At 67.5% G+C, this 587-nt stretch carries 1 protein-coding gene; it reads left to right on the top strand.

The genetic code is table 11. The features are described from left to right. On the top strand, positions 1 to 587 hold a 587-nt coding region (locus AB5T46_RS20430; RefSeq protein WP_370565949.1), incomplete at both ends, for a TCP-1/cpn60 chaperonin family protein.

Raw genomic sequence — 587 nt, forward strand, 5'->3', positions numbered from 1 at the left:
ACCATCAACGACCTCGGCCGCGCCAAGAAGGTGCAGATCACCAAGGAAAACACCACCCTCATCGACGGCGCCGGCGACACCGCGGGCATCGAGTCGCGCATCAAGCAGATCAAGGCGCAGATCGAGGAGACCTCCTCGGACTACGACCGCGAGAAGCTGCAGGAGCGCGTGGCCAAGCTGGCCGGCGGCGTGGCGGTGATCAAGGTCGGCGCCTCGACCGAGATCGAGATGAAGGAGAAGAAGGCCCGCGTCGAGGACGCCCTGCACGCCACCCGTGCGGCGGTCGAGGAAGGCGTGGTCCCGGGCGGCGGCGTCGCCCTGGTCCGCGCGCTGCAGGCCATCGGCGACCTGAAGGGTGCCAACGAGGACCAGAGCCACGGCATCCAGATCGCCAAGCGCGCGATGGAAGCGCCGCTGCGTGAGATCGTTGCCAACTGCGGCGAAGAGCCGAGCGTGGTGCTGAACAAGGTTGCCGGCGGCAAGGGCAACTACGGCTACAACGCCGCCAACGGCGAGTACGGCGACATGATCGAGTTCGGCATCCTGGACCCGACCAAGGTCACCCGCATGGCGCTGCAGAACGCGGC

It is taken from the genome of Luteimonas salinilitoris (genome assembly GCF_041300785.1).
Lineage (GTDB): Bacteria > Pseudomonadota > Gammaproteobacteria > Xanthomonadales > Xanthomonadaceae > Luteimonas > Luteimonas salinilitoris.